This window comes from Pseudomonas sp. Je.1.5.c (genome assembly GCF_051129895.1).
Classification (GTDB): Bacteria; Pseudomonadota; Gammaproteobacteria; order Pseudomonadales; family Pseudomonadaceae; genus Aquipseudomonas; species Aquipseudomonas urmiensis.
On record NZ_JBCPSP010000125.1, the window covers coordinates 1 to 250 of the forward strand.

General features: G+C 68.4%; 1 protein-coding gene. It reads right to left on the reverse strand.

What is annotated here, in order from left to right; genetic code table 11:
- Positions 1 to 250, reverse strand: a 250-nt coding sequence (locus AAZU54_RS27420; RefSeq protein ID WP_434727913.1) for a hypothetical protein, incomplete at both ends; no start/stop codon positions are given.

Genomic DNA, 250 nt, shown 5'->3' on the forward strand with positions numbered 1-250 from the left:
CCTTCTTGGCGGACGGATCGGCTTTGGCCGGGGCTTCGCTGGAGCGGGCGACCAGCTGGCCCTGGCCACTCACCGCAGTGGCCTGGCTGGTGCCGTGCGGGGCGATGTTCTGCGCCTGGGCCTTGCGGCCTTTGCGATTGGCCAGGGCGGTCAGCAGCATGCTGACCAGGTAGCCAATGCTCTGGGTGTTGCTCGGGTCGGCCAGGGCGTTGATTTTCCGGTGGGCGTTGGCGCCGATGGTTTGCGCGGT